Below are 26,289 nucleotides of genomic sequence, written 5' to 3' on the forward strand. Positions count from 1 at the left end.
CGGGAGCCAAACCCTCTGTATAAGGGGCAGCTTCCGCGAAAGGCGCTTGTGCCCGCTCACCCGCCATCCCTGAGGGATGGGGTGGCAGGCGCGTCCCTTTCGCCTTTTAACGTGTCAACGCACGTTCAGGAGATTCAGACGTGGCCCGTATCGCAGGCGTCAACATACCGACCAACAAGCGCGTTGTGATCGCGCTCCAGTATATCCACGGCATTGGTCAGCAAAAGGCCAAGGAAATCGTGGAAAAGGTGGGCATCGAAGACGCCCGCCGTGTGAACCAGCTTTCGGACGCCGAAGTGCTGCAGATCCGCGAAACCATCGACCGTGACTATCTGGTCGAAGGCGATCTGCGTCGCGAAACGTCCATGAACATCAAGCGCCTGATGGACCTGGCCTGCTACCGCGGCCTCCGTCACCGTAAGGGCCTGCCGGTCCGCGGTCAGCGCACCCACACCAACGCCCGCACCCGCAAGGGTCCGGCGAAGCCCATCGCCGGCAAGAAGAAGTAATCGGGATCTGATTTATGGCCAAAGAACCTTCCCGCGTTAAAAAGCGCGAGCGTAAAAACATCACCTCGGGCGTGGCGCACGTCAATGCCTCGTTCAACAACACCATGATCACCATCACGGACGCGCAGGGTAATGCGATTTCGTGGTCGTCGGCCGGTCACATGGGCTTCAAGGGTTCGCGTAAATCGACCCCTTACGCGGCTCAGGTTGCGGCTGAAGACGCCGGCAAGAAGGCGATTGAGCACGGTGTGAAGACGCTGGAAGTCAGCGTCGCCGGTCCGGGTTCGGGCCGTGAGTCGGCTCTGCGCGCGTTGCAAGCCGTCGGCTTCACGATCACCACCATCCGTGACGTGACCCCGATCCCGCACAACGGCTGCCGTCCGCCGAAGCGTCGTCGCGTTTAATACCGATTTCTACCCCTTTTCCGTTGCCCTCGGCGTGAAGCTGAGGGCAACCTTTCTCGTCTGAGGGACGCAATGATCGAAAGAAACTGGCAGCAGCTTATTCGTCCCGAGAAGCCCCAAATCGAGTCCGGTCAGGATTCCCAGCGCAAGATGCGTCTTGTTGCGGAACCCCTGGAACGCGGCTTTGGCGTGACGCTCGGCAATGCTCTGCGCCGCGTGCTCCTGTCCTCCCTGCAAGGGGCGGCGGTGACGGCGGTACAAATCGACGGCGTTGTTCACGAATTCTCCTCCATCGAGGGTGTTCGTGAGGACGTGGTCGATATCATCCTCAATATCAAGCAACTGGCGCTGCGTATGCACGCCGAAGGCCCCAAGCGCATGGTTCTGCGCGCGTCGTCGGCTGGTCCGGTGACCGCGGGCATGATCGACGTCCCGTCGGACATCGAAGTGCTGAACCCCGACCACGTCATCTGTACGCTGGACGAAGGCGCTTCGGTGCGTATGGAGTTCACGGTTCAGACCGGTAAGGGCTACGTCCCCGCCGACCGTTTGCGCCCGGAAGACGCGCCGATCGGCCTGATCGCCGTTGACGCCCTCTATTCGCCTGTCAAGAAGGTGGCTTACCGCGTCGAGCCGACCCGTCAGGGTCAGTCGCTCGATTACGACAAGCTGGTGCTCGACGTTGAAACCAATGCGGCGGTGACGCCGGTGGACGCCGTGGCCTATGCCGCGCGCATCCTTCAGGATCAGCTTCAGATCTTCATCACCTTTGAAGAGCCGAAGCCGGCCATCGTCGAAGAAGGCAAGCCTGAGCTGCCGTTTAACCCGGCCCTGCTCAAGAAGGTCGATGAACTGGAACTCAGCGTCCGTTCGGCGAACTGCCTGAAGAACGACAACATCGTCTATATCGGCGACCTGATCCAGAAGACGGAATCGGAAATGCTCCGTACCCCGAACTTCGGCCGCAAGTCGCTGAACGAAATCAAGGAAGTCCTGCAATCTATGGGTCTGTCACTCGGCATGGATGTGCCGAACTGGCCGCCGGAGAATGTTGAGGACCTCGCCAAGAAGTTTGAAGACCAGATCTAAGACTTCTGAAAAGAGAAATGAGAGGCCCGATCCGCAAGGTTCGGGCCTCTTGCCCTTTTATGAGAGGGCGATTCTGCGAATTGCCTGATCACTTACCGGGAAAGACCAAAACCTTGTCCCGGTAATTTCCAAAGGACGCATCGTCCGGCGGACGTTCGGAGCGGGCAGGGGTCACGAAGGCCCTTCGACCTTGAGCTTCGGGCCTGTTTTTGGGGCCATGCTAGCCGAAAGTAGCGGCGTGGTCTTATGGAGAAACTATTATGCGTCACGGTTCCGGTTACCGTAAACTCGGTCGTACCACCTCGCACCGCATCGCCATGTTTGCCAACATGTCGGCCTCGCTGATCAAGCACGAGCAGATCGTCACCACCCTGCCGAAGGCCAAGGAACTGCGTCCCTTCGTCGAAAAGCTGGTTACGCTGGCCAAGTCGGGCACCCTGCACGACCGTCGTATCGCCATCTCGCGCGTCCGTGACGTGACGCAGGTTGGCAAGCTGTTCGACGTGCTGGCCAAGCGCTATGCCGACCGCAACGGCGGCTATATCCGCATCATGAAGGCCGGTTTCCGTCACGGCGATAACGCCGCCATGGCCGTCATCGAATTCGTCGATCGCGACGAGTCCGCCAAGGGTCAGGATTCGGGCCCGGTCTTCTCCGCCGACGCTGGCGAAGAATAGGTCAAACGGCACACAGCCCTTTGAATACAGGCCTCCGGAGCGATCCGGAGGCCTTTTTTACGTTCGATCAACCTCTGTTAACGCGCCTGTGAACGTTTGAGGCGCAACTGTGACTGTCTTAGCGCCACTTTATTCCCTATCGTTCAGATGCAGATTTCGTCTGAGCGTGGCTTAGAGCGATATGTCGAAAAATGTGAGCGGTTTTCCGCAAAAACATCGCGGCAAAGCAAATATTTAGAGCGAGATGGCGATTCCGCTTAAAGCCATTTCGCTCTAGAGACGAAATTGGCAGACGTTCCCAAAGCCCAACCGGAGGTTTACATGCTGAGTGATACCCGGACCACTGATGTCGGCGGCGCGCTCGCCCTGTCCGAAGCGATGACGGAATACGCCTACCCCGACCAGACCGAACCGAGCCATGCGACGGAAGTCTTCGATCAGCCCGTGCTCGATGCCCGTCGCGCCTGCGATTGAGGCCTCCGCCTTTCTGAACACAGGCCTCCGGTTCTGCCGGGGGCCTTTTTGTTGCGCATAGGCCTCTTGTCATCGACCTGTCATGCCCGCTAGTTACCTATGAAAGCAGATGTGTGAAAGGCGTTGACGATGCGAACTCTGTGGCGGTTGTGGCTTTGCGGTTTGGCCGCGCTTATCCTGTCGGCCTGCGCCAGTGTGCCGTTGCAAACGCCGACCCCGCGCCACACCCTGATCCTGATTTCGATTGATGGCTGGCGCGCCGACTATCACACGCGCGGCCTGACGCCCAATCTAAAGTATCTGGCCGACAATGGGGCGACCGGCCCGATGCGCCCCAGCTTTCCGTCCCTGACCTTCCCCAACCACTACACGCTGGTGACGGGCAAACGGCCGGACCACCACGGCATTGTCGGCAACACCATGCGCGACCCGCAACGCCCCGGTGTGACCTTCAGGCTATCGGACCGCGAGCAGGTAACCGACGGCTTCTGGTGGAACGACGCCGAGCCCTTCTGGGTGACGGCGAATCGTCAGGGCGTGAAGGTGGCCACGATGTTCTGGCCCGGCTCGGAGGCCGAAATCCACGGGGCGCGGCCCTATAAATACGCCGCTTTTGAAGATCATCTGCCGCCCACTACGGTGGTTGATCGCGGTCTGGCCTGGTTCGATGTACCTGAGGCCGAGCGTCCGCAGGCCCTGACCCTCTATTTCAGCGACGTTGATCATGCGGGGCACGACTTTGGTCCCGACAGCCCGGAGGTCGCCGCCTCGCTGAAAGCAGTGGACGAGGGGATTGGCCACCTGATCGCCGGTCTCAAGGCGCGTGGCCTGTGGGGCAAGGTCAATATCGTCATCGTCGGCGACCACGGCATGACGCAGCACAAGCCGGAAACCTTTATCAAGGTGGCGGACCTGCTGCCACCCAACAGCGCGACGGTCTCTGGCGGTCAGGCGGCCGGTTTCACCCCCAATGTGGGTCAGGAAAAGATCGTCGAAGCCGCGCTGTTGAAACCGCACGCCCATATGCAGTGCTGGCGCAAACAGGACATCCCGGCGCGCTTCCATTACGGCACGCACCGCCGCGTGCCGCCGATCGTCTGCCTCGCCAATCCGGGCAGCTACATCGTCGCTCCCTCGCGCGACGACTGGATGCCGAAGCCACAGGGCGGCAGCCACGGTTATGATCCCTATAATCCGGAGATGTTTACGCGCCTGATCGTTTTCGGGCCGGATATCCGGCCGGGCGTGACGCTGAAGACCTTTGACAATGTCGATGTCTATCCGCTGATCATGCGCCTGATGCACCTGAAGGCGCAGCCATCGGACGGCCATTTGCGCGATGTGGCCCCTGCCCTCAGATAGGTGCGGGATGACGCGCAATGGATTTCACAGAATAACTCATAAAAAACAATCTGTTGATCGAACAAAATGCCGCGTCGAAAACGCAGGCCGCACTAGCCAAGCGTAGCGAATTGACCTATGTAGGTCCGCTGTTTTATTTCGTCTGCAAGGCTGGAACGTGAGCGGAATCCCCGAACTGTCGCGCCCTCACAAGGCGGCGGTCCCGTTTATCTTTGTCACCATCTGCCTCGATATCGTGGCGCTGGGGCTGATTATTCCCGTGACGCCCGCCCTGATCGCGGACTTTGTGGGTGATGTCTCGGCCGCCGGTTACTGGGTGGGGCTGTTCGGCTCGCTGTGGGGCGTGATGCAGTTCATCTCCTCACCCATCGTGGGCGCGCTGTCGGACCGCTTCGGGCGTCGGCCCATTGTGCTTTTGTCGAACTTCGGTCTGGGCTTTGACTACCTGCTGATGGCCATGGCGCCGGGGCTGGGCTGGCTGCTGCTGGGGCGGCTGATCAACGGCATCACCTCGGCCAGTATTTCCACTGCCTATGCTTACATTTCCGATGTCACCCAGCCGGAAAACCGTGCCAAATATTTCGGCATGATGGGGGCCGCCTTTGGTCTGGGCTTTGTTCTGGGGCCGCTGCTGGGCGGCGTGCTGGGCGATGTCGATCCGCGCCTGCCGTTTTACGTCGCGGCGGGCTTAAGCCTGCTGAACTTCTGCTACGGCCTGTTTGTCCTGCCCGAATCGCTACCACCGGAAAACCGCAAGCCCTTCTCGCTGCGCACCGCCAATCCACTGGGCGCGCTGGCCTTCCTCAGCCGGAATGCGGATGTTTTGCGCCTGTCTCTGGTCAATCTGACGGTCAATTTCGCGCATCAGGTCCTGCCGACGACCTTCGTCCTTTATGCCGCCCTGCGCTTCGGCTGGGGCCCCAAGGAGGTGGGCTGGACGCTGGCGGCGGTGGGCGTGTGCAGCGCCATCGTGCAGGCGGGTCTGACCGGGCGCGTGGTGCGCGCCATCGGCGAAAAGAAAGCCATGCTGGTGGGCCTGAGTTTCGGCGTCATCGGTTTTCTCGGCTACGGCCTTGCCCCCACCTGGCAGGCCTATGTCATCTTTATCCCCCTGATGAGCCTGTGGGGGCTGACCGGTCCGGCGGCGCAGGCCCTGATGACCTCAAAGGTCGCGCCGCAGGAACAGGGCACCCTGCAAGGGGCCAATATGAGCCTGATGTCGGCGGCGGGCATCTTCGCGCCCCTGACCTTCGGCGCGGTGTTTGCCGTGGCCTCGACCCACGGGCCGGTGACCGCCGGTGCGCCCTTTGTGCTGGCGGCCGCCATTCTGGGCATCGCCCTGCTGATCGCCGCCGGCGTCAAGGCCGCCATTCGCCACAACGGCAACGGCGCGCCGCCGTCCGGCCCCGTACACTGACCGAGGCGACATGGGGGGCGTGAAAGCACATCTCAAACCGGGGGTGATGTTCATCTTCATCACCGTCTGTCTTGACATGATGGCGCTGGGGCTGGCCATACCGGTCCTGCCGCGCCTGATTGAAACCTTTGTCGGCTCGGTGACGGCGGCAAGCTGGTGGAGCGGGGTGTTCAACTCCCTATGGGGCTTCACGCAGTTCGTCTGCTCGCCCATACTGGGGTCGCTGTCCGACCGCTTCGGCCGCCGCCCCATCATCCTGATGTCCAATCTGGGGCTGGCGCTCGACTATCTGATCATGGCGCTGAGCGGCAATCTGATGTGGCTTCTGATCGGACGGCTGCTCAATGGCGTCACCTCGTCCTCGATCACCACGGCCTATGCCTATATCAGCGACATTTCCGAGCCGGACGAACGCGCGCAGATGTACGGCTATATCGGTGCGGCCTTTGGCGTCGGCTTCGTCATGGGCCCGGCGCTGGGCGGGATGCTGGGCCATATCGACCTGAGACTGCCCTTCTGGGTGGCGGGCGGCTTAAGCCTGCTCAATGCCCTCTACGGCGCGCTGGTCCTGCCGGAATCGCTCGATAAGGATCACCGCAAGCCGTTCAGCCTGAGAAACGCCAATCCCATCGGCTCAATCCTCTTCCTGTGGCAGGCCAAAAGCGTAATGCGCCTGGCCCTGATCAGCATGGTGTCGAACTTCGCCCACCACGTCATCCCGGCGACCTTTGTGCTGTATGCCAGCTACCGTCTGGGCTGGGGCGGGCGCGAGGTCGGTCTGGCCATGGCCTATTACGCCGTGTGGGCGGTGATCGTGCAGGGCGGACTGACCGGCATGGTCGTCAAACGCATTGGCGAAAAGGCGACTCTGGTCATTGGCCTTTTGTGCGGCGTCGTGGGCTTTATGAGCTATGGCTACAATACCGACTGGCGCGTATTTCTGATCACCATTCCGATCATGAGCTGCTGGGGCATGACCAATGCGGCCCTGCAATCGCTGATGACGACGCGCGTGGGTGCGGGCGATCAGGGCCTGCTGCAAGGGGCGGTCAACAGCCTGATGTCGCTGTCGGGGATTATTGCGCCGTTTGTCTTCGGCTATATCCTGTCGGTGATGACGCGACCGGGCGTCGAAAAGCTATGGTCAGGGGCGGCCTTCTTCTCGGCGGCCGTGGTGCTTCTCGTGGCCTTCCTGATGGCACTGGGCGTGCGCGACCGCTCAAAGGACGAACCGGTGCCGACGACAGCCAAGCCCGTGCACCACGACCACGAACCGCTGTTCTGAGGGTTTAGCCACCAAAAACACGAAAAGCACGAACGCCAGAACCCCTGCCTTTTGCCCGGTTTGCGGCACGCGCCTCCCAAAGGCGCTTCGCGCTGTCGGCAAAAACCGTATTCGTGTTTTTCGTGGCCAAACCTTGCGGCCTTGAAGTCGCCATTTTGGTTTTTACATTAGTCCCTATGACGATAAGAGCCAAAGAGATCACCATGACCTTGAAATCTGCCCTGCTGGTGTTCGTTTGCGCCGTGCTGGCCGCCTGTTCACCGGGGGAGGGCAAGTCGCAGGACTATCAGGGCTTCAATCAGGCCCCGGCCCCGGCGACGCGCAAGGTGCCGGGCGATGCCGGTGCCATGAAGTCGTCCTTCTCGCCCGTGGTCAAGCAGACGGCGCCTGCCGTGGTCAATGTCTATGCGCGCCGCGTAACCCGTCAGCAGGTCGATCCCTTCTGGCAGTTGTTTGGCGGCGGCGTGCCGCAGGCCCGCGTCGAGCAGTCGCTGGGGTCCGGCGTCATCGTGCGCGCCGACGGCATTGTGGTCACCAACAACCACGTGGTGCAGGGCGGTCAGGAATTCATGGTTGTGCTCAATGACCGCCGCGAATTCCCGGCCAAGGTGCTGCTGGCCGATGAGCGCAGCGATCTGGCCATCCTCAAGCTCGACACCACCGGGCAGAAATTCCCGACCATCAATCTTCAGGAAGGCCACGACCTTGAGGTCGGTGATCTGGTGCTGGCCATCGGCAATCCGTTCGGCGTGGGGCAGACCGTCACCAACGGCATCATCTCGGCGCTGGACCGCACCGATGTGGGGCAGGGCGAGGGGGCCTTTATCCAGACCGACGCCGCCATCAATCCCGGCAATTCCGGCGGGGCGCTGGTCGATATGGATGGCCGCCTGATCGGTATTAATTCGTTCATCCTGTCGCGTTCAGGCTCCTCAGCGGGCGTCGGTTTCGCCATTCCGGCGGCCATGGTGCGCCGCGCGGTCGATACGGCGCTGGGCGGTAAGTCCACGCTGGTGCGGCCGTGGCTGGGGGCCAAGGGCGATGGCATGACCACCGAAATCGCCCGCTCACTGGGCCTGTCGCGTCCGGATGGTATCCTCGTCTCCGACGTCTATCCCGGCGGTCCGGCGGACAAGGCAGGGCTGAAGACCGGCGACGTCATCCTTGGCATCAATGGCGAGGCGGTCAACGACCCCAAGGCGCTGAACTATCGCGTCGGCCTGCTCAATCCCAATGACGCGGCGGCGCTGAAGGTGCTGCGCGCGGGCAAGGAGCTGAGCCTGACGGCCCGCGTGTCTCCGCCCAGCGGCGCACCCAAGGACCAGCGCGCCCTCAGCGGCAACTTCCCGCTGAATGGGGCCACCGTCGTCAATCTGTCGCCGGCCGTCGCCGATGAGATCGGGCTCGATCCGTTTGTGGCGTCGAAGGGCGTGATGATCTATGCCCTGTCCGGGCGTTCCTACGCGGCGGCAGCGGGGTTCCGGCCAGGGGATATCGTCAGGGAGGTCAATGGGCAGGCCATCACCTCGACGGCGCAACTGGAGTCGGTGATGAAGTCGGCGCGCCGCTTCACCATCACCATCAGCCGCGGCGGCCAGAATATTACCGCTCAATTTTAACCGGGGAGCGTCGGGCCAATGAAAAAGTTGGGGGGCTATGTTCTTGGTTTTGCCACGTTAATCTTGGTGTCAATGGCTTGGTTTTATATGAAGGGCAGTACGCTGATATCCGGTGATACCGATAAAATTGCGTTTGCCGAAATCGTCAGCGGTGTTCGCACCCAGAAGCTGACGCGGTTGCCCGGCGGTATATTCTTCGCTTTTCCGCGTATTGAAGGTGGAATAGAAACTATTTGCAGACAGGGAGGTCAGGTGAAAGCCGGGTATGCAACGCCGCATCTTCATACGCGGCTCGTCGCTAGAGTCGATGGCACGTGTGTTAAATTTGTTGAGGATTGATCACTCTGCGAAATGGCACGCTACGCATAGCTTGTTGCCGTCCGGATCACGCACATAGGCCCCGTAATAGTTCGCGTGATACTGCGGACGCAGGCCCGGCGGACCCTCGCAGGTGCCGCCGTTGGCCAGAGCTGTAGTGTAAGTTCTATCTACCGTGGCACGATCCTTGGCCATAAAGGCGACCATCTGGCCATTGCCTGCTGCGGGCTCGCCATCGAAGGGTCTGCCTATCAGGAACAACGGGCGTGGGCCGGGCTCGGATTGCCACCCGGCCCACGGCCGCTGATCATCGCAGAAGCGTTCCGGCGTCCCCAGTACCTGCATCAGCGGGCGGTAGAAGGCCAGCGCCCGCTCGAAATCGCTGATACCGATAAAGACGTGCGAAAACATCAGTCGCGTTTCGCCAGTTCGGCCCGCAGCGCGCGGTTATCTTCGATCAGCGCCTCGACCAGTCCGATCAGCCGCGCCACGTCCTGTTCGCGCAGCAGGTCCATCTTTTCGTGCAGGCCACAGATGTCTTCTTCGGCCTTGATATTGACGTGGTAGTCGGCGTCGGCCTTCTGACGGTCCACCTCGGCCTGGCGGTTTTGCGACATCATGATGATGGGCGCGGTGAAGGCCGCCTGAAACGATAGGACCAGATTGAGGAGGATAAACGGATACGGGTCCCAGCCGCGCATCCACGCCACGCTGTTGACCGCGATCCAGCCAAACAGCAGGGTCGACTGAATGATGATAAAGCGCCACGATCCGACGATGGAGGCGATGCCGTCGGCTGCCTTGGCCCCCAGAGTGCGCAGGTCTTCGGCGCGGTGCGGCGGCAGCGGGACGGGACTCATATCTTCTCGCTGATCTTGATGGCCAGCTTGCAGCCGCCCTTGATCACTGCCGACAGCAGGGGATAGAAGGGGGCTTCGTGCGCCCCTTCTTCGATGGCGTGGTCGTGGTGGCGCAACTCATCGTCGCGGAACTCCGTCAGTTCGGCGGCCAGTTCAGGGTCGCGTGCCTGAGTCTCGGCGATCTGCTCAGCATAGTGTTCCGAGATAACGCTTTCGACCGCCTCGGTGCAGGCGTGGGCGGCCTTTTCGCCCAGCAATGCCGTCGCGGCCCCCAGGCCCAGCGCCGCCATGCGCCACACGGGCGTCATCACGGTCGGGCGCACCTGATGGTCGCGCATCAGGGCTTCAAAGCGGTCGAGGTGCACCTGCTCCTCGCCCTCCATGCGCTTGAGATCGTCGCTTAAGCCTGCGTGCGGCGTGGCGGCAAAAACGGCGGCCTGCGCGCGATAGATATGCACGGCCGCCAGTTCACCGGCGTGATCGACGCGCAAAATCTCGTGCAGGCGGCGCTGACGCTCGCCCGCGCCGGGCTTGGGAGGAGTTTGGCGGAGCGCGGCTTCGGTCATGTTCAGGCCTCTCAGGCTTCGCTCGCCTGCCGCTGGGACAGGCGGTAATAGAGTTGCAGGCGCAGAGACGCGATCAGGCTGAGGATCGCCAGCGCACCGGAAATGATGGCGTTCCACCCTGCCATACTCAGGCCCAGAAAGCGCCACGCCACAATGTCGCACTGCGGGGCCTTGAACTTGCCACCGGACAGCATGGCGGCGATGGAATCAATCGACACCTCGTCCGACACGCCGGTGCAGGTGGCCGGCAGCGCCCACCACTTTTCTTCGCCGCCCATGTGGAAGATGGCGATGGCGCAGCCCGTGGCGAAGATGGCAAACAGCACAAAGGAAAAGACGCGCGGCGGACCCTTGGCCCCCGTAAATACCGCCCATACCGTGGCCGCCAGCGACACGCCGACGGCGATCCAGTAGATGTCGCGCTGCTTCAGGCACAGATGACAGGGATTGAGATTGCCAAAGGTCTGAAAGGCGTGCGCCGCGCCCAGAAGACACAGGGCGCTGATCAGGGCGATGACCGACCACCAGCGGCTAAAAAACAGCACAGCTTTCATCACAATCGGTCACCTCTGGTTACGCAAAGCGATCACACCTTAAATGCTTCGCACGACCGGGGCAATCGGCTGTGTGAGGGGTTTATAGCGGAATGATTTCTATAGTCATTCCGCTCAAGCCGCCACGGAGGCGGCGGCCAAGGTGGCGAAGCCACCGCCCGGCGAGGGGCAAAACAAAACCTAACTCATTAAGTTTCTAGCAGAAACCATAATGAGTTAGTGCATGAATTTGACGGCGACGATCCCCAGCACGATCACCGCCACGCCAACGATCGCCACCAGATTGATGCGCTTTTCGATCAGTTCGCGCGCCTGCGGGCCAAAACGCTTGAGCAGAAAGGCCGTCAGATAAAACCGCGCGCCGCGGGTGATGACGCAGCAGATGAAGAAAATCGCCAGATTGAGCTGACCCATGCCCGACGCAATGGTGACCAGCTTGAACGGAATAGGCGTCAGGCCCTTGATCAGGATGGCCCAGGCGCCCCATTCCTGAATAATGGCGTGAAAGCTGTCGAGATTGCCCGAATAGCCGAACAGGCCCAGAATTTTGAGCCCTATATCGGCCAGATAATAGCCGATGGCATAGCCGAACAGCCCGCCCAGCACAGACGCCACGGTACAGATAAAGGCGAGACGATAGGCCTTTTCCGGCTTGGCCAGCGCCATCGGTGCCAGCATCACATCGGGCGGAATGGGGAAGAAAGAGCTTTCGGCAAACGAAATCGCGGCCAGAACTTTTTCAGCATTGGGACGGGCCGCCTGTTTCAGGGTCCAGTCGTAAAGCGGGCGCAGCAAGGGATAAATCCGTAACTAGAAGATATTCCTGCTGCCATAACAGCTTGCACGGGGCTTGTCGCCTCACACCCTGTTGCGGCGCGAAATAAATAAAGAGCGTGCTCTCTGCGCCGCTACCGTGTCGAAAACAAGGCCATCGCGCATTAGTCGGGGTTTATGACGAATTAAAAAATTCTCATTTGTATTTATGACATTAAAACGGCAATAGCAGAGTTACCTTTTGAGAGGATATCCGATGCCCTATAGCAAGCTGTCGCTCGATAATTACCTGCCTTATCGCCTGTCTGTGGCCTCCAACGCGGTATCGGGGCTGATTTCGACGGCCTATGACAGCCTCTATGGCCTGAAGATTCCGGAATGGCGGTTGATCTGGGTGCTGAACGAAGACGGCCCTTCGACCCAGCAGGCGCTGGTCAAGCGCACCGGCATGGACAAGGTGACCATTTCGCGCGCCGCTCAGGCCCTGGCCAAGCGCCGCCTGATTACCCGCGCCCCCCACGAGCACGATGGCCGTTCGCACCACCTTATCCTGACGCCGGAAGGCCAGCGCCTGTTCAACGATGTCGCCCCGTCGGCGGTGGAGTTTGAAAAGGAAGTGCTGGCCAATCTCAGCGTCGAAGAGATCGAGCTGATGAAGGACCTGCTACGCCGCATCGAAGACGCCGCCACGAAAACTCAGGGCCGCAGCGCGCGTTAGTGGCCATTTTCGCACTGAAATCATGGGCTCATCCTTTCGGGTGTGAGCCCTTTTTGCAGCGACAGTGTGAATTCGATCTACCCCGCTGGTGCAAAGCGTGGCAATCTGTTAACCCTTTGGCACGTTAACCACTTTGGGGGAGGTTTTCAGGGTTCATGCGCTACACCGGGGACGATTACGCCACGCCGCCGGACGGCTTTTATGACCCCAGCCTGTGGGATACGCTGGTGCGGCTGTGGTACAGCGGCGGCCTGTTGTGGATGATCGGCATTGGCTTCTGCGTGCTAATGCTCGTTGCGGGCCTGATCGTCGGGGCCCGTCGCCGGACGGGGCTGCCGCCGGCGCTCAATCGCAATGTCGATGCGCTGGGGGCGGTGATCGGTGACGCCGTGCGCGGCTCGGCGGCCAATGTGCGCGATAAATCAAACGCCGCCATCGACGCCAATCAGGAAATTTTCGGGAATACGACCGAACTGATGGACCTTATCGGTAAGCATCACGCCGCGCTGAACAAGGCCAACAGCGCCGTCAAAGAGGTCGAGCCGGACAAGAAGCCGGAGGCGGCCAAAGGGGACGTGAGTGGAATGTCGGGCGGTACGGTCATCAATATCGCTGTCAATAATGGTCAGCCGGGTGTGGCGGAATCGGGGGCGACAACGGGCGCCGTGGCTGCGGTCGGTGGTGAGGTGGTGGGCCTGCCCAAGGCCGAAGAGAAAAAGGCTCCCAAACCGGGCTTCGATACCACCACAAAAGTTTGGCTGACTCTGCAAAAACTGGCCGCGCCGTGGCGGGATATCGGTCTGATGCGTGAGCACTATGCGGCGGTGTTCCGGCAATTGACGACGGCGGAATGGCGTGACCCGCGCAACCTCTATGGGGCGGGTGAGCCCGGCGGCGAGGCGGCCCGTCCGAGGTGGAAGAGATGAGATATTCGGACGCGCCTGAGGATTTCGGCGATCCCTTCGGAGAAGGCCCGCGCGCGGTGGCGACAATCGTGCTCGATGGTCATACGCTGATGCTTTTGCTGGGTTTTTTGATCGCGGGTGTGGTGCTGTTTGCCCTGACCGTATGGCTGTCGGGACAGTTATCAATGGCCGGGCAGCAGGCGCGTTATCGTGCCTCGGCGAAGGCGATCTACGACAGTGTACGCTACAGCCTGCATCTGGCGGTCAGCGCGTCAGGGGCCTTGCAGCTTGAGCGGGCGCGCGAATTGTCAGCCGTGATCGAGGCCAAGCTGGGGACGCTGCTGGCGCTGAAAGACAAGTCGGGCAAGCCTTTCGACGACCTCAAAAAAGCCCTGTCCGAGCCGGAGCCCGATCCGGATAGCCCCAAGAAAGACCCTCCGGCCAAGATCAAGGTCGATATGACCACGGACGAGCATCGGGTGGCCGTGTGGCGCGCCTTGCAGGACTTTCACGAGGCGTGGAAGGATGAGGCGCATATCCTCAACCTGCTTGAAGGGGCGCAGGCCGAACTGGGGCGCAAGAGCGTGACCTCGGCCTTCTTCCATAGCCGGGGTCTGATTGATCCGCGCCATCCGTGGGGCGGCGCGCCAACGCCGAAAACGCCCCGACCGGAAAAGAAAAAGGCAAAGACGCGGCAGCCGGACGAACTGGTCGTGGTCACCGTGGCGGAAACGACGCCCATCGGCCCGGACGACCTGCCGCCGCCCGCCCCGCGCCCGACCAAGGGCAAGCTGGCCAAGCACAAGCGCAATATGCTGGCATAGAAAAACCGCCGGAGTTTGAAACTTCGGCGGTTTAATCTTTTCCAACAATCTGGTGCAGGGGCGGCTGCCCCTGCATTCTTTGTGGCCCTACCGCGCGAACTTCTGGAACTTGATGCGCTTGGGGATCAGGCTGTCGGTGCCCAGGCGGCGCTTCTTGTCTTCTTCGTACATTTCGAAGTTGCCTTCGAACCATTCCACGTGGCTGTCGCCTTCGAAGGCGAGGATGTGGGTGGCCAGACGGTCGAGGAACCAGCGGTCGTGGCTGATGACCACGGCGCAGCCCGCGAAGTCTTCGAGCGCCTCTTCGAGGGCCTGAAGCGTTTCGATATCGAGGTCGTTGGTCGGTTCGTCGAGCAGGATGACGTTGCCGCCGGATGCCAGTGTCTTGGCGAGGTGGACGCGGTTGCGCTCACCACCGGACAGCAGGCCGACCTTCTTTTGCTGATCGCCGCCCTTGAAGTTGAAGCCGCCGACATAGGCGCGCGAATTGATTTCGCGCTTGCCGACGATCATCACGTCGGTGCCGCCGGAAATGGCCTGCCAGACATTGTGATCGGGGTTGAGGTCGTCGCGCGACTGATCGACATAGGCGAGCTTGACGGTTTCCCCCAGCTTGATCGTCCCGGAATCGGGCTTTTCCTGACCGGTGATCAGCTTGAACAGGGTGGACTTACCCGCGCCGTTCGGGCCGATGACGCCGACAATGCCGTTGGGCGGCAGTTTGAACGACAAATCCTTGAACAGCACCTTGTCGCCGAATTCCTTTTCGAGGCCGTTGACCTCGATGACGACGTTGCCGAGGCGCGGGCCGGGTGGGATCTGGATGGTGGCGTAGGTCTGGGCCTTGGTGGCGTGTTCCTGTTCCTCGACCATGCGCTCATAGGCGGCGAGGCGGGCCTTCGACTTTGCCTGACGGGCCTTGGCACCGGAACGCACCCATTCCAGTTCGCGGGTGAGCGCGCGCTGACGGGCTTCGGATTCGGACTGCTCCTGCACGACGCGCTTTTGCTTCTGCTCCAGCCAGCCGGAGTAGTTGCCCTCATAGGGCACGCCCTTGCCGCGGTCGAGTTCCAGTGTCCACTTGGTCACCTGATCGAGGAAGTAACGGTCGTGGGTGACGAGGATGACGCAGCCGGGGAAGTTTTCAAGGTGGTGCTGAAGCCAGGCGACCGATTCCGCATCCAGGTGGTTGGTCGGTTCGTCGAGCAGCAGCATGTCGGGCTTTGAGAGCAGCAGGCGGGCCAGCGCCACGCGGCGCTTTTCACCGCCCGACAGCTTGGTCACGCCGGAATCGTTCGGCGGGCAGCGCAGGGCGTCCATGGCCATTTCGATGCGGCTGTCGATGTCCCACAGGTCACCGGCGTCGATCTTCTCCTGAAGGGCGTTCATCTCCTCCATCAGTTCGTCGCTATATTCTTCGCCCATCAGGGCAGCGACTTCGTTGAAGCGATCGACGATCTTCTTTTCTTCGCACCAGTCGATGACGTTTTCCCAGACGGTCTTCGTCTCGTCCAGCTTGGGCTCCTGCTCCAGATAGCCCATCTTGGTGCCTTCGGCGGCGCGCGCCTCGCCCGAAAATTCCTTGTCGATGCCGGCCATGATCTTCAGCAGGGTGGACTTACCCGAACCGTTGACGCCGACGACGCCGATCTTGGCATCCGAATAGAAGCTGAGCCAGATGTTTTCAAAGACCTTCTTACCGCCGGGGTAATGCTTCGTCAGGCCCTGCATCTGGAAAATATATTGTTGCGCCATGCGAGGAGGCACCCTTTGTTTCACATGTATGGAATGGTGCGGCGGGTTTAGCCGAGGGGGGGCAAAATCACAACCTGAAAATAGGGTTCAGCGCCGCAGGGGTGGGTTGGGATTAAACCCCGAACACGGCCTGCATCAGGTCTTCGAGCGCCACACGGTCGGTGTCGTCAAACGCGCCATAGCTTTCCGAATCGACGTCGAACACGGCGATCAGTTCGCCTTTGGCGTCGAATACCGGCACGACGATTTCGGAGTTGGAGCGCGAGTCACACGCGATGTGCCCCGGAAAGGCGTGCACGTCCGCCACCACCTGCGTGGCGCGTTCGCGCGCCGCCGCGCCACACACACCGCGCCTGAAATCAATGCGCAGGCAGCCGAGCGTACCCTGATAGGGGCCGACCACCAGCTCATCTATGCCCTGCGCCTTTTTGGTGTCATCGACGACATAGAAGCCGGTCCAGAACCAGGTCTCAAAGGCCTGAGCGCCCAGACAGGCCACGGTTGCCATGCGCGCCACGCGATTGGGCTCAGAATCGAGCACCGACAGAATCTCTTTTTTAAGCGACTGATAGATTTCTTGTTTCTGTGACGCGGTAAGCATGACGGACCTGTGCGGGGCGAATTTCGCCTTATGGGCGAAATCATAAAGGGCGGATATGGATTTTGTCTCCGAGGCAGGGAAAAGTGTCCCGGAACGGGCAGCTTTTAACACTTTTCTCTGGCCAAGGCGCGGAAATTAACGCTATCATGAGGGCGTTATACGGGGGTTGACGTACCGCTCAGGGGCTGGGTTTTTCCATCTGGGTTTCGTCAGGGTCCGCGACAATCCGGCAACGCTTTGCCGGTATCGCGAATGGACCGGATGGGGGCGCTTGACAGGTCGCACGATCCCTAACACAAGATTTGTTAACCATAATTTTGCCGGCATTCATGTCGGGGCGATGCGTGATGTCAATTAGCGAAGACATGAGGTGCAACGGCGCCGGTGATAAGACCGCCCGTCGTACCGGCCGGAAGCTGATGAGCCGCGTGCCGTTCCGCGCCGCGGCGGCGGTTGTGCTGACGGCGGCGCTCAGCCTGCCCCTGACGGCTTGTGATGTGTCGGTGGACTGGCTGGGCGGTGGCGGCGACGGACCGCGTGGCGTCAGCGGCTGTCCGCGTCCGCCCATGGCCGATAATGGCGGGGCCGGCTTCAATGAGCAGGAGCGGGCGGTTCGCTATTTCCGCAAGCACGCCTTTGCCAACGACTTCTTCTCGCAGCTTGAACTGGCCAGCCGCTATATGGCCGAACGCGCCACGGACAAGAACCTCGAAGACCCGACCGAGGCGTCGGTGTGGCTGGTCATGGCCCTGACCAACCCCGAAGGGTTCGCGCCGATCAACCGCACGCTCAAAAACGGTCAGATGGCCTCACGCTTTGACAAGTGCCGGGCGGTGGAACGCTCCGTTGCCTATCGCAAGCTGGAGACGCTTCTGGCGCGCATGGACAATTCAGAGCGCGACAAGGTGCGCGACCGCGTCATCTATATTCAGGCGCAACTGGGCGCGGATGGCTTCCGCACGCTCGGTCGCCTGTATGACGATCAGTACGGCCCGATGGGTGAGCCCGTTGATAACCGCGAAGCGGTGCGCGCCATGATGCGCAATCCGGTCGATGGTCGTCCAAACGTCATCAGCCTGTTCCCGCGCAACGACGTCGATGCCTATCTTTATAATTATAAGGCGGCGGAAACCGGTGATGTCGGGGCCTATGTGATGCTGAAGGACTTTGAGAAGTCCGCGCCCGAACGCAGCCGTTACGGGGCCTTTGTCGAGGCTAAGGCCAAGCGCTGGGTCTCGCCGTTTGAATTCTACCCGCCTGACGCCCCTGCCGGGGGGGTGCCGCATTCGGACGAGAGCCGTCCGCGCACCGACGCTTATGAATACGCCCTGTCGCGCATGGATGAGCTGCCGTTTATCCACGTGTGGCGCGCGCTGGTCTATCTCGATCTGGCGCAGGGATCGGCGCCGGTTCAGCGCGTCAGCGGCGGAGCGGACAGCGACGGCAATCCGGGTCAGGAACGCTACCCCGTCGGGCCCAATGATGCCGACATCGCTCAGGTTTCGGGCGGTTCGCGTCCGACCGAGGCCGTCTATTCGGCGGGCCGCGTGCCGCCGCAGACCCTGTCGGCCCTGCGCGCCATACTGGGCCGCCCCGACGGGTCGCGTATGACCAATCTGGATAAGGTACGCGCCATCCAGTTGGCGGCGACCAATGGCTCGTCGCAGGCGCAACTGGTGCTGGCGGTCATGTATTCCGAAGGGGTGGGGGTGCCGACCGACTATGCCCGCGCCTACTACTGGTATCAGCAGGCCGAAAAGCAGGGCTCGGCCGAGGCGCGCTTTGCCATGTCCACCTATTTCGCTCTGGGCCTGAGCGGCGTCGCCGATCAGGATAAGGCGCAGGCCGTGGTGTTGCGTCTCGACTCGGCGCTGGCCGGGTTCCGTCCGTCGGCTTCGCGTCTGCAAGCCGTACTCAACCAGATTTCGACCAATCCGGGGCGGTGAGGGAAATGACCATGCGCTCAGTTGTTACCTTTGCCGCTCACCTCGCCTTTGTTGTGGTCGCCCTGTTCGGCGGGGTGTCCGCCGCTTCGGCCCAGACGGAAACCCGCTATGGCGGCAGCTACAGCAACGGCTATAACGCGGCGCGCACCGAGGCCCTGACCCGGCCGTGCTTCGGCGTCCTGCTGGATGCGCAGCTCAAGACCTGCCACGGCAAGTCTTACAAGCCGCATAACCGCTACGGCTATTATGGCTCGAAGTGGAGCGCGACCATCAATTGCGACACCGCGCGTCAGGCCTATGTCGAAGACGTGGTGCGCCGGATGCGCCCCGGCGGCGTGCTGAAACTGGTGGCGCGCAACCGCTCCTGCGTCGCCAGCCTGATGATCAATCAATCCTTGACGATTGTTGGCGAAAGCAGCGACTCACGTCTGCCGGTGCTGGTGGCCCCCGATGGCGAATCCTGCCTGCGCATCAACCCGCAGGCCAGCAAGGTGATACTGAAAAACATGCTGATCGCCTCGCGTCGCGGGGGGCAGTCGGCCTGTATCTACAGCTCCGGTTCGGAGCTGACGCTGCAAAATTCGACCGTGCGTTATGAGGGCGACTCCGCCGCGGTGCACGTGTCCGGCGGGCGTCTCAACCTGTTGTCATCCTTTGTGGTGGCCAAGACGCGCACGGTCGCCGTCGCCGTCAATTCGGCGCAGCTCTATGCCGAACAGGCGGGCGTGACCTCGACGGCGGGCGGCCTCTACGCGGTGCTCAGCGGCGACTCGCAGATGACCGGCGTGACGGTGCAGCAACTGGCTGACTGGCGCGGGTTTGAACGCGGTGCCGGGGCGGTAGGCATGGAAGTCAAGCTCGATTCCGGCGACTCCATCCTGTCTATGGACGATCTGCGCATCGAATTCTTCGCTTCGGCCCTGAGCCTGTCCGGCGGCGGCGAAGCCCTGCTGTCGCGCTCGCTGATCGACTTCTCGGAACATGGTGTGACCTCCAGCCTCAACCGTCTGCGCGTCATCGACAACAAGATTCTGTCGAACGAAATCGCCATCAATATTGAGGACGGTACGGGCTTCATCGGGGGCAACCAGATCGCCCGGATTCGCACGGCGGGCATACTGGCCTCCTCGCGCGGCGAAATCCGCGCCGTGGACAATCTGATCGACCCGTCAAACGAGCCGTGTCCGAAGCTGCAATGGGGTAATCTCGACCCGGCGCAACGCACCTGCACGCCGTGGTATAAGGGGTCTGAGTTCGATATCCCGGCCGACGCGACGCGCCAGTACATGTTTGCCGACTACTGGCCGCGTCTGCTGGTCGCCTCGAAATAGGCTTCACCGGATTATTACCAAATTTTAACCCGGACTCCGGCGGGCGGACTCGACAGGTCAGCGAAAGCGCGGTCTAACAACGCTTCCTTTCTGTTGTAACCAACGGGTTTCCGATGAAGTCTCGTCTCCTTGCTACGGCTGGTCTGGCCGCCGCGCTTCTTTTCCCTGCGCTTTCCGTTCAGGCGCAGGACAAGCAACCTTTCACCTATGACGACCTCGTGTCGATGCAGCGTCTGTCGGGGCTGACGGTGAACAAGGCGGAAACCCACGCGGCGTTTCAGGTGCGCACGCTGAACGCCGAAAAGACCAAGGGCGTCAATGCCCTGTGGCTAACAGACCTCAAGACCGGCACCTCAAGGCCGCTGACCACCGCGTCGAAGGGCGGGGCCCTGTCGCCGCAATGGGGGGCCGATGGGGCGCTGTATTTCCTGTCGGCGCGATCGGGTTCTATGCAGGTGTGGAAGACCGATCTCAACGACGCCGAAGCGGTGCAGGTGACGAAACTGCCACTCGATGTCGGGTCGTACAAGCTGTCACCGGACGGTAAGGGCGTCGTGGTTTCGGTGGCGGTCTATCCCGACCCCGGTTTTAAAATAGACCTCAATGAAATCGACTATACGGTCAAGCGTCAGGCCGCGCAGAAGGCTGATAAGTCCACCGGCGTCATCTATGACCGCCTGTTCGTGCGCCACTGGGACACCTGGGCCGACGGGACGCGCAACCACCTGTTTTACGTGCCGCTGAGCGGCGGCGCGACCGTGTCGCTGACCGCCGGGGTCGATGGCGACGTGCCGTCCAAACCGTTCGGTGACGAAGCCGAATACAGCTTTTCGCCCGATGGCCAGACCGTCTATTACTCCGTGCGTATCGCCGGAAAGGACGAGCCGCGCTCGACCAATTTCGACATCTATAAGGTCGATCTCGCCAACCCGTCCACGCAAACCAACCTGACCGAGGCCAACAAGGCTTGGGATACGGGGGCCGAGGTGTCGCCCGACGGCAAGTGGCTGGCCTATCGCGCCATGAAGCGCCCAGGCTTTGAGGCCGATCAGTTCGAAATCTTCCTGCGCAATCTGGCCACCGGTGAGACGAAGCAGATTGCTGCCGACTGGGACCGCTCGGCCGACAGCCTGAAATGGGCGGCCGATGGCAAGAGCCTCTACGTCGTCGCCGGTGACGTGGGTAAGACGCCGCTGTTCCGCGTCGAAATCGCTTCTGGCAAGGTGACGCCTCTGTCGAAGGGCGGTCATATGGACGCCTTCGTGCCGCTGAAAGATCGCTTTGTTTTTGCCAAGAGCGGGCTTGATTATCCGTCGCAACTGTTTGTCTCCAAACCGAAAGCCAAACTGATTGATGACGGGGCCACGGCTCTGACCACCCTCAATGATCCGGTGCTGCAAAACCGCGCCTTCGGGGCGTTCGAGCAGTTTGCCTTCAAGGGCTGGAACGACGAAACCGTGCATGGGTATATCGTGAAGCCCGCCAACTATGTCGAAGGCAAAAAGTACCCCGTGGCCTTCCTGATCCACGGCGGCCCGCAGGGCTCGTTCGGCGAAAGCTGGTCCTATCGCTGGAACCCCCAGGCCTATGCCGGGGCAGGCTATGCGGTCATCATGATCGACTTCCACGGTTCGACCGGCTACGGGCAGGCCTTTACCGATGCCATCAGCCAGCACTGGGGCGACCGCCCGCTGGAAGACCTGCAAAAGGGCTATGCCTACGCCCTGTCGAAATACAGCTTCCTCGATAAGGACAATGCCTGTGCGCTGGGGGCTTCCTATGGCGGCTTCATGATCAACTGGATTGCCTCGCAGTGGAAGGCCCCGTGGAAGTGCCTGGTCAATCACGACGGCCTGTTTGACAACCGCTCCATGGGCTATGCCACTGAGGAACTGTGGTTCTCGGAGTGGGAAAACGGCGGCAGCGTCTATGAGAAGCCGGAGAACTACGACAAGTTCAACCCGGCTTTGCACGCCAAGGACTGGTCGGTGCCGATGCTGGTCATCCACTCCGATCAGGACTTCCGCGTCATACCGGAACAGGGGATCGGCACCTTTACGGCGCTTCAGATGAATGGCGTGAAGTCAAAGTTCCTGCGCTTCCCGGATGAAAACCACTGGGTGCTGAAGCCGCAGAATTCCCTGAAGTGGCACAGGACGGTGTTTGACTGGCTGGACGAACATACGAAGGCGAAATGATGCTGACGCGGCGGGGTATTGTTATGGGCGGGGCCGGTCTGTGCCTCGCCGGTTGTTCTGAAAAGGTCAATCAGGCCATCGGTCTGGGCCAGCGCCTGATGGAGATTCAGAAACGCCACGGTGGCCGGGTGGGCGTCAGCGTCCGCACCGGCACCGCCGTCGTTCAGGGAGACACCGCCGCGGATGGCAGCCTGAATATCAATTCCAACCAGCGCTTTGCCCTGTGTTCAACCTTCAAATGGGTACTGGCGGCGGCGATCCTCAAGGCGGTGGATGAGAATAAACTCACCGTCGCGCAGGAAATCCGCTACGGCAAGGCCGACCTGCTCGACCATTCACCGGTGACGGAAAAACACGTCGCCAGAGGCCGCATGACCGTGGGCGATCTGTGTTCTGCGGCGGTGGCCGTCTCCGACAATGCCGCCGCCAATCTCTTGTTGCCGCTGATCGGTGGCCCGGCCGGGCTGACGGCCTTTGTGCGCGGGCTGGGCGACACGGTGACCCGCCTTGACCGCAACGAGCCTGAACTGAACAGCAATATCGAGGGCGATGAACGCGACACCACCACGCCGGACGCCATGAGCAGCCTGTTGCGCACCGTCTTTACGGGAGCCGTACTGCAACCCCAAAGCCTGTCTCTGTTGCGCGACTGGATGGTGGCCACGCTGACGGGCCCCGACATGATTCCTGCGGGCGTGCCGAAGGGGTGGACCGTCGGGCACAAGACCGGACGCGGGGCCAATGGGGCGGTCAACGACGTGGCAGTGCTGTGGCCCAGCGGGGGGCAGCCGCCGATCTTCCTGTCGATCTATACCACTGGCGGTACCTTGGATGACATGGCGCGCAACGCTGTCGTTGCCGACATCGCGCGGCTGGTCATAGATACGCTGGCCTTTGCCGAAAGCCTCGACAGCGAAAGCGCTTCATCCTAAACCCTTCCCCCTCATCGGGAGGAGGGGGTATAGAGGCGCCATGAAACACGAACTGTCCCTGCCCGAAGTCCTGTCGCAGATCGAAAAGACGGTGAAGCCGCAATTCGGCAAGGGGCAGGTGGCCGACTATATCCCCGAACTGGCGACCGTCGATCCGAAGAAGTTCGGCATGGCGGTGCGCACCGTAAACGGCCAGGAATACGTTATCGGTGACGGCGATGAGCCCTTTTCGGCGCAGTCGATCACCAAGCTGTTTGCGCTGGGCATTGCGCTGAATCGCATAGGCGATGAGGTATGGACGCGGGTGGGCAAGGAGCCGTCGGGCACGCCCTTCAACTACCTGTCGCAGCTTGAGCACGAGGCCGGGTTTCCGCGCAATCCGTTTATCAATGCCGGGGCGCTGGCGGTGGTCGATATGCTGCTCAAAGGGACGCGGCGGCCGGACCTGACGGTGCGCGACTATATGGGCTTCCTGTGCCAGAACGCCCTGACCATAGATGAGGCCGTGGCGCGCTCGGAAATTGAAACGGCGCATAAGAACCGCGCCATCGCCAACCTGATGAAGGGGGCGGGCACGCTGCATCATGAGGTCGAAACCGTCATCGCCGCCTATTGCCGTCAATGCGCCATTACCCTGTCGTGCCGCGATCTGGCGCGCGCGGCCCTGCCTCTGGCGGCGGGCGGGTTTTCGCCGGTGATCGAAGAGACAGTGTTCCCGGCGCGGCAGGCACGGCGGCTTAATGCCCTGCTGCTGACCTGCGGCGTGTACGATTCGGTGGGGTCGTTTGCCTATCGCGTCGGCTTGCCGGCCAAAAGCGGCGTCGGGGGCGGCATCGTCGCCATCGTGCCGGGACAGGCCGCCATTGCCGTGTGGTCGCCGGAGCTGGATCGCCACGGCACGTCGGTGGTGGGCTTTGCGGCGCTGGAGGCCTTCAGCCAGATCACCAATTGTTCGGTGCTGTGAGTGGTGGTATAAATTGCTACTCGTTCGTACCGGAGGTGCCTCATGGCCGATGACAAGCCACGCGTGGAAAAGGTCAGTATTGCCCTGACGGTCGATATGGCGGCCATGGTGCGCGACGCCGTCGAGAGCGGCGAATACGCTTCAGCAAGCGAAGTGATGCGCGAAGCCCTGCGCGACTGGAAGTACAAACAGCAGGCCCGCGAACGCCAGATCGCCGAGCTTAAGGCGCTGATCGACGAGGGCCGCAACAGCGGATATGTGGACGCCGAAGAGGCGTTTGACCGTTTGATCGCCAAGTATCAGGCGATGATTCCGGCTGATGCCGCCACATGAAAGTCCGCTTTTCAGAGCAGGCATTGCGCGATCTCGAAGGCATTGCCGATTTCATCGCGCAGGATAACCCGCGACGGGCCGTCAGTTTTGTGAGCGAGATTCATCAGGCCTGTTTGCGTCTTGTCGATGCGCCGCGTGGTCACCCTTTGATCGAACACCCTTGAGCGATGTGCGGAAAAGTGTGAACGGTTTTCCGCAAAAACATCGCGATAAAACAAAAATTTAGAGCGAAATGGCGATTCCACCTAAAGTCATTTCGCTCTGGCGGTGATATCTGGAGGGCGGTTTATAAGCCGTATTCGATATTTTACATGCTGGACGGTGAGGATGTACTGATTGACCGCATACTTCACGGGGCCCGCGATATTGGACCGGATCTATTCGGCGTTTAACCCCAACCCCTCACGATAACGCTCGATCTCCGCCAGCTTTTCATAGAACAGCGACCAGTCGTCGTCTTCCGCTATGGGTTTCCACAGGGCTTCGATCTCATCATAGAGCAGGGTCGCCGGGGTGACTTGCGCGAACAGCGGGTGTGAGAGCGTGTCCGCGTCGGCGGGCGCATAGGCGCTGATCAACCTACGGAAGTCCGAGGCGTCGGGGTGCGTATAGACCTCGGCGCGCGGGCCATTGAGGGCGCGGGCTTCGCTGAGCGGGCCGCCGAACCAGTCGAAGAAGAATCCTTCAAAACTGCCGGGCGTTTTTGCGGCGCTCAACATGCGGAAGGCGGCCTGCATCAGGGGCGTCTCCGTCTCCATACCTTGCGGGATGAGGTTCAAACGACGGCAGAACTGTGTCGCCATGCCCGTCTGATAGCGCTCGGAAAAGGCGTTGAGGCTGTCGATCAGCGGCTGGCTGTCGCCGATCAGGCTGAGGCAGCGCGCCAGTTGCGTCAGGTTCCAGAACACCGCATCGGGTTGCCGCGCATAGGCATAGAGCCCGCCTTCGTCGAAATAGGCCGCCACCAGCCCCGGCTCATAGCGCGGCAGGAAGCGATAGGGGCCGTAGTCGAAACTTTCTCCCGTGATGTTCATATTGTCGGTATTGAGCACCCCGTGCACAAAGCCCGCGCACATCCACTGGGTCGTCAGGTGCGCGGTCTTCGTCACAACCGCGTCGAACAGGGCGTGCGTCAGGTCCGGGCCCTGATACGCGCTGAGTTCGGGATAGTAGGTGTCGGCCACATAGCGCACCAGCGCCGTCATGGCGTCGGTTTCGCTGTGATAGGCCAGCCGCTCGAACGTGCCGAAGCGGATATGCGAATGCGACAGGCGCACCAGCACTGCCGCCCGCGTCGGCGACGGCTCGTCATAGCGGCGCAGGGACTCGCCCGTTTCGATCAGCGAAAAACTCTTCGATGTATTGACGCCCAGCGCCTCCAGAAGCGCGGTGGCCAGCACTTCGCGCACGCCGCCTTTCAGCGTCAGGCGGCCATCGCCACCGCGCGACCACGGCGTCGTACCGGAGCCCTTGGTGCCGAGATCGAGCAGGCGGTCGCGCGTATCGCGTATCTGGGCAAACAGGAAGCCGCGCCCGTCGCCGAGGTCGGGATTGTAGTGGCGGAACTGATGACCGTGATAGCGCAGGGCCAGCGGTTCGGCCTGATTCTCGGGCAGGGGCGTGAAACGCCCGAAGTGCGCGATCCATTCGTCGTGGCTTAACCCCTCAAGGCCGACCGAGGCCGCTGCGCGGTCATTGCGGTATCTTAAAACCGTCTGCGGGAAGTCGGCGGCACGCACCGCATCGACCAGCGGCAGGCCAGAGGCTGCAAGGCGCGGATCGGGACGATATCGGGCGGAAATCGGCATGAGACAGACCGGTTTTGCTTGGGACAGGGCGTCTGGTTTGCTACGGTTCTCCGCAATAGTCGATAC

The 26,289-nt window shown here is 61.4% G+C and carries 27 protein-coding genes and 1 pseudogene; 20 read left to right on the forward strand and 8 right to left on the reverse strand.

The genetic code is table 11. The features are described from left to right. Nucleotides 1-140 precede the first annotated feature (140 nt). The 10 genes from rpsM (at nt 141) to ACK8OE_RS08870 (ending at nt 9,175) form a co-directional block, all read left to right on the forward strand. Complete coding sequence (rpsM, locus tag ACK8OE_RS08825; protein ID WP_126420968.1) at nt 141-509, forward strand: 30S ribosomal protein S13; 369 nt, start codon at nt 141-143, stop codon at nt 507-509. A 14-nt stretch (nt 510-523) separates the two neighbouring features. Beyond that, nucleotides 524-913, forward strand: a complete 390-nt coding sequence (gene rpsK / locus ACK8OE_RS08830) for a 30S ribosomal protein S11 (RefSeq protein ID WP_013478481.1) — start codon at nt 524-526, stop codon at nt 911-913. Between the two features lie 72 nt (nt 914-985). Further along, a complete protein-coding gene (locus tag ACK8OE_RS08835; RefSeq protein WP_013478482.1) occupies nt 986-2,002 on the forward strand; it encodes a DNA-directed RNA polymerase subunit alpha in 1,017 nt (338 codons plus the stop codon). Nucleotides 2,003-2,262: 260 nt separating this feature from the next. Beyond that, the gene (gene rplQ, locus ACK8OE_RS08840; protein WP_410272228.1) at nt 2,263-2,679 is read left to right on the forward strand and encodes a 50S ribosomal protein L17; all 417 of its coding nucleotides are present in this window, start codon (nt 2,263-2,265) and stop codon (nt 2,677-2,679) included. A gap of 321 nt (nt 2,680-3,000) precedes the next feature. Further along, nucleotides 3,001-3,153, forward strand: coding sequence for a hypothetical protein (locus ACK8OE_RS08845; RefSeq protein ID WP_410272229.1), 153 nt, complete (start codon nt 3,001-3,003; stop codon nt 3,151-3,153). 129 nt (nt 3,154-3,282) lie between these two features. Then, the gene (locus tag ACK8OE_RS08850) at nt 3,283-4,515 is read left to right on the forward strand and encodes an alkaline phosphatase family protein (protein WP_410272230.1); all 1,233 of its coding nucleotides are present in this window, start codon (nt 3,283-3,285) and stop codon (nt 4,513-4,515) included. A gap of 157 nt (nt 4,516-4,672) precedes the next feature. Further along, entirely contained in the window at nt 4,673-5,932 is a 1,260-nt protein-coding gene (locus ACK8OE_RS08855) for a TCR/Tet family MFS transporter (protein WP_290796512.1), read from the forward strand. Between the two features lie 10 nt (nt 5,933-5,942). After that, entirely contained in the window at nt 5,943-7,217 is a 1,275-nt protein-coding gene (locus ACK8OE_RS08860) for a TCR/Tet family MFS transporter (RefSeq protein ID WP_410272231.1), read from the forward strand. Between the two features lie 203 nt (nt 7,218-7,420). Continuing rightward, nucleotides 7,421-8,836: a Do family serine endopeptidase gene (locus tag ACK8OE_RS08865; RefSeq protein ID WP_410272232.1), complete on the forward strand. Its 1,416-nt coding sequence runs from the start codon at nt 7,421-7,423 to the stop codon at nt 8,834-8,836. A gap of 18 nt (nt 8,837-8,854) precedes the next feature. Beyond that, the gene (locus tag ACK8OE_RS08870; RefSeq protein WP_410272233.1) at nt 8,855-9,175 is read left to right on the forward strand and encodes a hypothetical protein; all 321 of its coding nucleotides are present in this window, start codon (nt 8,855-8,857) and stop codon (nt 9,173-9,175) included. Here ACK8OE_RS08870 and ACK8OE_RS08875 read toward each other — a convergent pair whose 3' ends face one another. The 5 genes from ACK8OE_RS08875 to ACK8OE_RS08895 form a co-directional block, all read right to left on the reverse strand. Next, nucleotides 9,176-9,565 carry a VOC family protein gene (locus tag ACK8OE_RS08875; RefSeq protein ID WP_410272234.1) on the reverse strand — a complete coding sequence of 130 codons (390 nt, stop codon included), beginning with the start codon at nt 9,563-9,565 and terminating at the stop codon, nt 9,176-9,178. Beyond that, a complete protein-coding gene (locus tag ACK8OE_RS08880; protein ID WP_410272235.1) occupies nt 9,565-10,014 on the reverse strand; it encodes a DUF1003 domain-containing protein in 450 nt (149 codons plus the stop codon). Before ACK8OE_RS08880 ends, ACK8OE_RS08875 begins: the two co-directional genes overlap by 1 nt. Next, nucleotides 10,011-10,580, reverse strand: coding sequence for a demethoxyubiquinone hydroxylase family protein (locus ACK8OE_RS08885; protein WP_410272236.1), 570 nt, complete (start codon nt 10,578-10,580; stop codon nt 10,011-10,013). Before ACK8OE_RS08885 ends, ACK8OE_RS08880 begins: the two co-directional genes overlap by 4 nt. Before the next feature lie 11 nt (nt 10,581-10,591). After that, nucleotides 10,592-11,134 carry a disulfide bond formation protein B gene (locus tag ACK8OE_RS08890; protein ID WP_126422914.1) on the reverse strand — a complete coding sequence of 181 codons (543 nt, stop codon included), beginning with the start codon at nt 11,132-11,134 and terminating at the stop codon, nt 10,592-10,594. A gap of 216 nt (nt 11,135-11,350) precedes the next feature. After that, on the reverse strand, nt 11,351-11,929 hold the full coding sequence (locus tag ACK8OE_RS08895; RefSeq protein WP_410272237.1) for a YqaA family protein: 579 nt from the start codon (nt 11,927-11,929) through the stop codon (nt 11,351-11,353). Between the two features lie 235 nt (nt 11,930-12,164). Here ACK8OE_RS08895 and ACK8OE_RS08900 point away from each other — a divergent pair, with 235 nt between their 5' ends. The 3 genes from ACK8OE_RS08900 to ACK8OE_RS08910 all read left to right on the forward strand — a co-directional run bounded on the left by ACK8OE_RS08900 (nt 12,165) and on the right by ACK8OE_RS08910 (nt 14,355). Continuing rightward, nucleotides 12,165-12,626, forward strand: a complete 462-nt coding sequence (locus ACK8OE_RS08900; RefSeq protein WP_290796534.1) for a MarR family winged helix-turn-helix transcriptional regulator — start codon at nt 12,165-12,167, stop codon at nt 12,624-12,626. Between the two features lie 155 nt (nt 12,627-12,781). Continuing rightward, a complete protein-coding gene (locus ACK8OE_RS08905; protein WP_410272238.1) occupies nt 12,782-13,552 on the forward strand; it encodes a hypothetical protein in 771 nt (256 codons plus the stop codon). Further along, nucleotides 13,549-14,355: a hypothetical protein gene (locus ACK8OE_RS08910; RefSeq protein ID WP_410272239.1), complete on the forward strand. Its 807-nt coding sequence runs from the start codon at nt 13,549-13,551 to the stop codon at nt 14,353-14,355. Before ACK8OE_RS08905 ends, ACK8OE_RS08910 begins: the two co-directional genes overlap by 4 nt. Before the next feature lie 87 nt (nt 14,356-14,442). On the opposite strand, the gene ettA is transcribed toward ACK8OE_RS08910, so the two are convergent. Then, a complete protein-coding gene (ettA, locus tag ACK8OE_RS08915; RefSeq protein WP_410272240.1) occupies nt 14,443-16,110 on the reverse strand; it encodes an energy-dependent translational throttle protein EttA in 1,668 nt (555 codons plus the stop codon). A gap of 112 nt (nt 16,111-16,222) precedes the next feature. Continuing rightward, nucleotides 16,223-16,711 carry a GAF domain-containing protein gene (locus ACK8OE_RS08920; protein ID WP_410272241.1) on the reverse strand — a complete coding sequence of 163 codons (489 nt, stop codon included), beginning with the start codon at nt 16,709-16,711 and terminating at the stop codon, nt 16,223-16,225. Between the two features lie 347 nt (nt 16,712-17,058). Here ACK8OE_RS08920 and ACK8OE_RS08925 point away from each other — a divergent pair, with 347 nt between their 5' ends. The 7 genes and pseudogenes from ACK8OE_RS08925 (at nt 17,059) to ACK8OE_RS08955 (ending at nt 24,807) form a co-directional block, all read left to right on the forward strand. Beyond that, nucleotides 17,059-18,657 carry a tetratricopeptide repeat protein gene (locus tag ACK8OE_RS08925; RefSeq protein ID WP_410272379.1) on the forward strand — a complete coding sequence of 533 codons (1,599 nt, stop codon included), beginning with the start codon at nt 17,059-17,061 and terminating at the stop codon, nt 18,655-18,657. An 11-nt stretch (nt 18,658-18,668) separates the two neighbouring features. Next, complete coding sequence (locus tag ACK8OE_RS08930; RefSeq protein ID WP_410272242.1) at nt 18,669-19,988, forward strand: hypothetical protein; 1,320 nt, start codon at nt 18,669-18,671, stop codon at nt 19,986-19,988. A 113-nt stretch (nt 19,989-20,101) separates the two neighbouring features. Then, nucleotides 20,102-22,186, forward strand: coding sequence for a prolyl oligopeptidase family serine peptidase (locus tag ACK8OE_RS08935; RefSeq protein ID WP_410272243.1), 2,085 nt, complete (start codon nt 20,102-20,104; stop codon nt 22,184-22,186). Next, a complete protein-coding gene (gene bla, locus ACK8OE_RS08940; protein ID WP_410272244.1) occupies nt 22,183-23,118 on the forward strand; it encodes a class A beta-lactamase in 936 nt (311 codons plus the stop codon). Before ACK8OE_RS08935 ends, bla begins: the two co-directional genes overlap by 4 nt. Nucleotides 23,119-23,158: 40 nt before the next feature. Next, nucleotides 23,159-24,082 carry a glutaminase gene (locus tag ACK8OE_RS08945; RefSeq protein WP_343684057.1) on the forward strand — a complete coding sequence of 308 codons (924 nt, stop codon included), beginning with the start codon at nt 23,159-23,161 and terminating at the stop codon, nt 24,080-24,082. A gap of 42 nt (nt 24,083-24,124) precedes the next feature. After that, complete coding sequence (locus ACK8OE_RS08950; protein ID WP_410272245.1) at nt 24,125-24,415, forward strand: type II toxin-antitoxin system ParD family antitoxin; 291 nt, start codon at nt 24,125-24,127, stop codon at nt 24,413-24,415. Continuing rightward, nucleotides 24,412-24,807: pseudogene (locus ACK8OE_RS08955) on the forward strand (type II toxin-antitoxin system RelE/ParE family toxin). The gene ACK8OE_RS08950 and the pseudogene ACK8OE_RS08955 overlap by 4 nt, the downstream one beginning before the upstream one ends. On the opposite strand, the gene ACK8OE_RS08960 reads toward ACK8OE_RS08955, so the two are convergent. Further along, nucleotides 24,793-26,223 carry a protein adenylyltransferase SelO gene (locus ACK8OE_RS08960; RefSeq protein WP_410272246.1) on the reverse strand — a complete coding sequence of 477 codons (1,431 nt, stop codon included), beginning with the start codon at nt 26,221-26,223 and terminating at the stop codon, nt 24,793-24,795. The pseudogene ACK8OE_RS08955 and the gene ACK8OE_RS08960 sit on opposite strands and share 15 nt — an antisense overlap. Nucleotides 26,224-26,289 lie beyond the last annotated feature (66 nt).

This window comes from Asticcacaulis sp. W401b, assembly GCF_046503825.1.
Lineage (GTDB): Bacteria > Pseudomonadota > Alphaproteobacteria > Caulobacterales > Caulobacteraceae > Asticcacaulis.